Source organism: Shewanella sp. TB7-MNA-CIBAN-0143 (genome assembly GCF_040310065.1).
In the GTDB taxonomy this organism is placed as follows: domain Bacteria; phylum Pseudomonadota; class Gammaproteobacteria; order Enterobacterales; family Shewanellaceae; genus Shewanella.
In genome coordinates this window covers 1-262 of the sequence record NZ_JBEOPL010000117.1, presented here as the reverse complement: position 1 = coordinate 262, position 262 = coordinate 1, and the positions used below count along the sequence as shown (strand labels likewise).

General features: G+C 40.5%; 1 protein-coding gene. It reads right to left on the bottom strand.

From position 1 onward, the window contains the following. Positions 1-262: HdaA/DnaA family protein (locus AAEY97_RS21340; RefSeq protein ID WP_351001366.1), on the bottom strand; the 262-nt coding region annotated here is incomplete at both ends.

The following is a 262-nucleotide window of genomic DNA, read 5'->3' as shown; positions in this document are numbered from 1 at the left end:
CTAGCTTATCTTGTAAGGCAAGTAAATCGCGTAGCGCTTCTTTTACAAAGTCGATAGATATAGGACGACCGGTAAAGTTAGCATTGGCAATTACACGATTAAGCGCACCTTCTAATTCGCGTACATTAGATCGTAATTTTTTAGCAATAAAAAAGGCGACTTCGTGCGGCAAGTTAATTTTACTCTGCTGCGCTTTTTTCATCAATATAGCAACGCGTGTTTCAAGCTCAGGAGGCTCAATTGCAATAGTTAAACCCCAACC